This is a genomic window from Dyella sp. SG609, from assembly GCF_012275375.1.
Lineage (GTDB): Bacteria > Pseudomonadota > Gammaproteobacteria > Xanthomonadales > Rhodanobacteraceae > Dyella_D > Dyella_D marensis.
Genome location: NZ_JAAZQJ010000024.1, coordinates 1 through 6,713, shown reverse-complemented (window position 1 = coordinate 6,713; position 6,713 = coordinate 1). Strand labels below are relative to the sequence as shown.

The 6,713-nt window shown below is 66.7% G+C and carries 5 protein-coding genes; all 5 read right to left on the bottom strand.

The genetic code is table 11. The annotated features are described in order from the left end of the window. Positions 1–3,596, bottom strand: a 3,596-nt coding sequence (locus FHW85_RS22085; RefSeq protein ID WP_168649672.1) for a PilC/PilY family type IV pilus protein, incomplete at its 3' end; no start/stop codon positions are given. 47 nt (positions 3,597–3,643) lie between these two features. Continuing rightward, positions 3,644–4,309 (bottom strand): PilX N-terminal domain-containing pilus assembly protein, encoded by a 666-nt coding sequence (locus tag FHW85_RS22080; protein WP_167258822.1) that lies wholly within the window; start codon positions 4,307–4,309, stop codon positions 3,644–3,646. Positions 4,310–4,346: 37 nt separating this feature from the next. After that, positions 4,347–5,726, bottom strand: coding sequence for a PilW family protein (locus tag FHW85_RS22075; protein ID WP_167258824.1), 1,380 nt, complete (start codon positions 5,724–5,726; stop codon positions 4,347–4,349). Further along, a complete protein-coding gene (gene pilV, locus FHW85_RS22070; RefSeq protein ID WP_167258825.1) occupies positions 5,723–6,316 on the bottom strand; it encodes a type IV pilus modification protein PilV in 594 nt (197 codons plus the stop codon). The genes FHW85_RS22075 and pilV overlap by 4 nt, the downstream gene beginning before the upstream one ends. 202 nt (positions 6,317–6,518) lie before the next feature. Then, on the bottom strand, positions 6,519–6,713 hold a 195-nt coding region (locus tag FHW85_RS22065), incomplete at its 5' end, for a hypothetical protein (RefSeq protein ID WP_168649671.1).

Here is a 6,713-nt window from a genome sequence, read left to right as displayed (position 1 = left end):
CGCGGCATGCTGGTGATCGGCTGCGCACCGGCCGTGGCCGGCTTGAACGCCAGGGTCACCGCCCAGCTGTTGGGGTCGCTCGAGGACAGGTCGTAGCGCCACAGGTTGCCGTCCAGGTCGCCCGCAAAGGCCACGTCGTCGACCTGGTCGTCGTTGTAGTCGCCCAGCACCGGCGAGGACAGGCCATGGCTGGCCGCGCCGCCGCTGTTGGCATCCGGCGTCTTCAGCTCGCGGATCAGCTTGCCGGTCTGCGCATCCAGCACGAACAGCGAGCTGTAGGTGTTGGAGGCCGCCGCCGGCGAGGTGCAGTTGGCGCCGGTGAACGGGGCCTTGGTGCAATCCGGGAAATAACCGCCCGGCACCAGCACCACCCACTTGCCATTGTTGAGGCGGCCGATGTTGGGCTGGCCGTAGGTATAGCCGAGGTTGGCGGGGTTGCCGCCCGGGTTGCTGATCGAACCGTCGCTCCACGCGGCCTGCGCCGGTGCATCGGCGTTGAATTCCCACAGCACCTTGCCCGCCGCCATCGCCGTCGGGTCGGTGATGTCCAGCGCATACACGCCGCGGCCGCCCAGGCGCAGCCCGCCCACCAGCAGCGTGTGCCAGCCGGCCGAGGTCGACACCGGCGTGGTGGTGGCGGCGCCGAAGTACACGTCGCGCGTCACCGGAATACCGTCGGCGGTCGGCATGAACTTGAAACCGTCCTTCACCGTCAGGTTGCCCAGGTTCGGGTAGACCGCGCGCGGCACGTAGGCGAACACCTCCGTGCCCGCCGTGGCGGTCTTGACCACGTTGCCGCTGGCGTCCGTGGTCATCGAGGCGTCGAACGCATGCAGCATGCCGTCGTTGGCGCCCACGTACACCACCGGCTTGCGGCTGAGGTTGTTCTGCACGAACGCCTCGTAGGTGTGGCAGGTCAGCGGCGTCTGCGTCGCGCAGTTCGCCGCATCGCCCGCCACCGCCGTCTGCTCCGGCGAACCGGCCGGCCAGCTGTTGCGGTAGCCGCTGGACGGATAGCTCACGTACACCGCCTGCGAGCCGATGATCGCGCCCAGCAGGTTGAGGGTGTTGCGCGGACGGAAGGTGGTGGTTTCCTTGGTGCGGTCGCCGCGCAGGTAGTCCAGGCGCGTCTGGCCGGTGTCGTTCGTGGCGTCGATGCTGGCCGGCGAACCCGACAGCAGCGTCTGTCCGGCGCTGTCCAGGTTGGCGAAGGTCTTGAACGCCACGCCACCGGCGAAGCTGCCGTCGCTGCCTTCCTTGGCGGTCAGAATGTTGCGGTTGGCCACCACCGTCTTGCTGGTGTCGGCAAGGGTCTGACCCGCATCCCACACCGTCGTCGAGGTTGCGCCGTTGGTGTTCAGCGTCACCGCCTGGAACGTTCCGCTCCAATCCGCCGAGCTGTAGCCCGTATTGAAGCCCAGCGCGCCGGGCACCAGCACCGCCGAGTTCACCGCACCGGTATTGGCCGGAATGGTGCGCGCGCTGATATTGGTAAGGATCGCGCTGAGCTGGTCCACCAGGTTCTGCGGATTGCCGGCGCTGAAGTACGAGCCGCGGCTGTTAATCGCCGCATGCCAGGTATCGTCGATGCCCGGCGGCGAGTTGTTGGCGGGCTCGGTCCAGCCGGTGGCGCCGGTGGAATTGATCGAGCCTTTGCGCAGCGCGCACAGGTCGTTCGCCGTCGCCACCACGCAATCGGCATCGTTGGAGAAATTCAATTCGCCCGCGATACCCAGGGTCACCATGTACTGCACCAGGTGCGGCCAGTTGGCGGGATCGTTCTTCGGGTTGAAATACTGCTCCAGCGCGGCCGTCCCACCAGTGACGCCGGTAGTCTTGTCCGGCATGTACGGCGGCACCAGCTTGCCGTTGGCCGGGTCGTAGAGATCCGGCCGCAGGTTTGTGGCCCAATAGTTAAAGGCAATGTTGGCCAGCGACGAGGTGTACTTGTCGCCCTGCACATCCCAGAACACGCGGGACTGGGCGGACGCGGTGGAATAGCTCGTGCCGTCCGGCAAGGTCTGCGAGGTCTGGCTGTCCGTGAAAGGCGTGGGCAACCCCGGATCGTTTTCGTTCCAGTAGCCGTCCGTCACCACCATGTGGAAGTTCTGGCGGCAGGTCAGCTCCAAGCCGTCCGCTCCGGATTTCGCCGGTGGGTCCCAATATGGATCGTGCAGGTCGCCCGAAGCTCCCGTGTTGTTGCTGCCGCGCTGGAAGAACTGGCCCGCGCGGATGGTTGATGCACGCAACGGCGTCGCATTGGTTGCCGTGACTTCGAAGATCCAATTGAAGAACGCAGAGCGATAGCAGTTCGGCGGTGTCTTCACCGTTCCGGTCTGCAGGCCGATGGTGCTCGGATCGACACTGGAGGCAACGCAGGCCGGCGAGTTGGCATCCATCAGGTTGCTGATGATGGTGCTGTCTTGCAGCTGGAAGGTGTCGCTGGTGTAGAGATTCTGCCAGGCCACGCGGAACGTGCTGCCGTAGCCGCCGGTGGAATTGGCTGCACCGAGCTTGCCGAACACACGCGAAAGTGCCGTGCGCGTCATCAGATTGCGCGTACGGTAGTAAGCGTACCAGTTGGCGAAGTTCTGCCACTCGTTGACGCTGACGCCGCCGATGGTGACGGTGCGGTTGCGCACCGCCACCGCTTCCCAGTTAGCGCTGTTGTAAAGATTGCCGATGCCGGCGCTGGTCGGATTGCCGTAGACATCGACGGCGATGGTGGGCGCGGACGACTTGTAGCGATAGTAATAAGGACCACCATTCGGATAGGCGACGCCATCCGGACCGTTCTGGGTGTAGTCCATCGGAGAATTACCGTAGCCGCACTTCCAGCGGTTGTCGGTGCCCGCGTTTTGCGTGGTGACGGTCCACTGCCAGGAGGTCTTGGTGGTCCCGCAGCTGCCATTGCTTTTCTTGTCGACGCAGACGCACGAGCCCGGGTCGGCATTCGCCGCACAGCTCGATCCGGTCTTGGTGCTGATCGACGCCCAGATGCCGGTGAGGTCGGTGGCACCGGTCGGATCCGTCGTGCCGTTGGGATTGTTGCGGTAGGTGCCGGTACCCGCCAAGGTGACCTGGTTGCGTGGGCGGTTCACCGAAATGCCATCCAGCGCCACGCGGGTCAATCCCGCATCGGCATTGGGGAACGACGTACCGTCCGCCTTGATCGGCGGCTGGTACAGCACGTTCGGGTTGTAGTAAACGCCGTTCATCGCATGCGACAGGATGTTGGTCGCACTGGTGATGCGCGGATCGATCACGCCAGCGCAGCGCCACGGACCACTCCAGGTGTCATTGTCGAACGGACGGCTGTCGCCCATGTAATTGCTTGCCATCGACCCCGAATCGTCGAAGGTCACCGCGATATTCGGCGCCACGCCCTGGGTCAGGTTCGGCGGCGTGGGACTCAGCTCCACCACCGCGGCGGGCGCGGCCGTGCTGGACGTGGCCAGCATGCTGCTGGCCAGCACCGGCGCGATCTGCGCGTCGGCGGTCGGCACGAACGGTACCGGCAGGCCGCCCAGCAGGGTCAGGCCGAGCACGAGCGCGGCGATGCCGCGGCGTGTCGAGAAGAAATGGCGAATACGCATGGCTGGATGGCTCCGGCTCGAAAGCCCGTGTGCTCGGTGGTTCGCGTTTAATTGCTCTTGGCGGCGAAGGTGCTTTCCATCACCCTCACCGTGTTGGCGTCCGCGCCGGTGGCGCGCGCCGTAATGCGGTAGACGTGGCGGCTGGTGCTGCCCGCGCCGGTGCCGTTGCTGCCGGTGGCGCCGGACTCGTGCAGGCCGCCGCTGGCTCCCGGCGGCAGCTCGGTGCCCATGTCCTCGATCAGGTACACCGGATTGTTCGCCAGCGCGCCGGTCTTCTGGTTGCCGGACAGCGCGGTGAAATCCGTGCCGTTGTCGGCGCCCTTGTAGGTCGCCGTGCCGGTGGTGATCCAGCCCGTGCCGTTGCGGAACTTGGTGACGATGCCGGCGGCGCCGTACAGCGCGCTGTTGCTCGGGTCGTAGCGGTAGCAGTTGCCCGCCAGCACGCCGGAACCGCACAGCAGCGGCGCGCTGGTCAGCTTGGTCGTGCTGGTCCACAGCTTCCATTCCACGCCGCGCAGCGTGGTTTCCGCGGCCATGTCCGCCAGGCTGGTGTTGCGCAGGCCGCCGGCCATGCGCTCCTGCAGCAGCGAGCGGCCCGACGCGCTCAGCGCCAGGATGGTCAGCAGCACCAGGAAGATCAGCGCCACGATCAGCACCACGCCGCGCTGGCGTTGCGCGCGCGGCTGCCGCGGACAAGAGCGTGCGTACATCATGTATTTCCCCTTCGTGACCGCACGGCGGCGTCCCGCCTTACGGATTGAAATTGCGTACCGCCACCACCGCGGTGAATTCGCGCCGCAGCATCGGATTGACGAAACCCTGGTCGCTCGGCTTGATGCCGTGCGCCGTGGGCGCGGCCGGCGTGGTCTTGCCGTCGATGCCGTAGGTGTAGGCCAGATCGTTCGCGGTCAGCGTGTACAGCGGGATCTGGCCGTCGATCACCAGGTTGATCTCCACGCTGGACACCGCGCGCCACAGGCAGCCGACCGAGGTGATGCTGTTGACTTCGCCCGGCGGGCAGTTGATGCCGGTGGCGGCGTCCACCACGTCGGCGGTGACATAGCGCACCTTGCCGTTGACGTCCTGGATGCCGTAGCGGAAATCCATGCGCTCCACGCCGCGCACCAGCTCGTCTTCGCTGCCGCCCGGATTGGCGGTGGTGCCGTCGGACTTGAACGCGCCGCCGTTGACCCGGCGCACCAGCGCGCCGGTGGTCTGGCCGTTGCCGTTGTCCACCACCTTCACGTAGTAGGTGACGGTCTGGAAGTCGCGGTTGAAATCGAACAGCTTCGGCGCCGACAGCGGCTGCTGCGGAGCCGGCGAGCCGAAGTTGTTGCTGCTGTCGGGGGTCAGCGTGTTGCCGCTCTTGGTCACGGCGAACACCTGCGCATTGGAGCAGTCGGCCAGCATGGCCATGTCGCCGCTGGCGAAGTCGCTGGCCGGCGGCTCGCCGGCCGAGGTGGCGGGCGCCAGGGTGATGCTGGTGATCACCGAACCGCTGGAAGCGGCCGTGGCGATCGACGTGCCGCCGCTGCCGATGGCCCAGCCGCGGTCGGCGTTGACGTAGCGCACGGTGATCACGTCGGTACCGATCACGCGGTTGCCCACCGCCTTGCCGGTGGCGGGAATGCTGGCGATGGAGCTGTGCGGATCGATCGGCTTGCAGGCGGTGGCGGTGCAGTCGTAGCCGCGCATGAACAGGTACGACGGCATCGAATACTGCGCGGTCGGCTGCGCCGGATAGGTATTGGTGCCGCTGGTGGCGCCGAAGGCGGTGGTCACGTCGCCGATCGCCGCGGTCAGGCCCTTGGCATACACCATCGGCGAGCGCAGGCCATCCAGATACACCTGCGATGCCGCCGCCGGCTTGGCCACGCCACCGGTATTGGTGCAGTACTGGCCGTTGGCCATGCCCAGGTCCTGCTTGAGCCGGGTCACCGCGAAGCGGCCCTCCTCCTGCAACCGCGCCAGCTGCGTCTGCGCGCGGTTGCTCGAGGAAGTGGAATTGAAAATGGCAACCACGCCGCCGGCCACGACCAGGCCCAGCACCATCGCCACCATCAGTTCGATCAGGGTCAGGCCGGCCTGGGCGGCCCGGCCGGCAACAGTCGGATGCGCTGAGTTGGTCACGGCTGGAAGGTCCACGAGAAGGTCTGCTGGGCGACACCGGTCTGCTGCTGCGGACCGGTGCCGGACTGCTGCTCGTCCCAGGCGATGCGCATGTTGCACACGCCGCCATAGGGGGGACGCATGCCCACCTGGCCCGGATCGGCCGGCACCGCGGCGGTGGCGCCCGAGGCGGGCGTGCCCATCGTCCAGCCGGCCGGCGTATAGCCCGCCGGTCCGTTGTTGCAGCTGATCACGGCGCTCACGTTCGGCAGGAAGGTGCTGAGCTGGCGGCTCCAGGCGCGCTGGTCCGCGGCGGCCAGCGCCTGCGGGGTGCAGCCGGAGCTGCAGTCGTTGTTCGAAGCCGTGCTGGCGGCTACCGGATAGCCGGTGGAGTTGTAGAAACCGCTCCACACGCCTACCGGGTTGGCGCCCATGCGGTCGGCCATGGTGCCGGCCAGGAAGGTGACCTGGGTGCGCTGGTAGGCCGAATGATTCGAACGCGTCGCCATGACCATGAGGCCGGCCAGGCCGATCAGGCCAATGCTGAAGATCAGCACGGCCATCAGCACTTCGATCAGCGAAACGCCGCGCTGACGCGACACAGCATGCATGACGGATTCTCCCCTGGAAGCGCGGCTACTCTCCTTAGGAGGGGAGAATTCCCACAAGCGGAATCCGACAAGCGGCAGGATTCGTCCGATGAGCGGTGAGGCCGATTCGGCGGGAATGCGTGGCTTCGCAATAGAAATGAGCACTGGATCGCACTAGACAGAGCCCGCCCGCCGGGGACCCCGGCGAGGCGGACGGAACCGCTCAGCGGATGATTTGCCGCCAGGAACGGCGGCGCCAGATAGCGTCGTTGATGTTCAGAACATGGTTGCTGCCGGTGAGCTTCAGGCCCGGCACCAGCACGCTGCCGCCGCCCACCGTCGTCACCAGCGGCACCGTGCCGGTGGTGCGCGGGTCGTTCACCCGGCCGCCCACCACGTACTTGCCCGTGCCATTCCA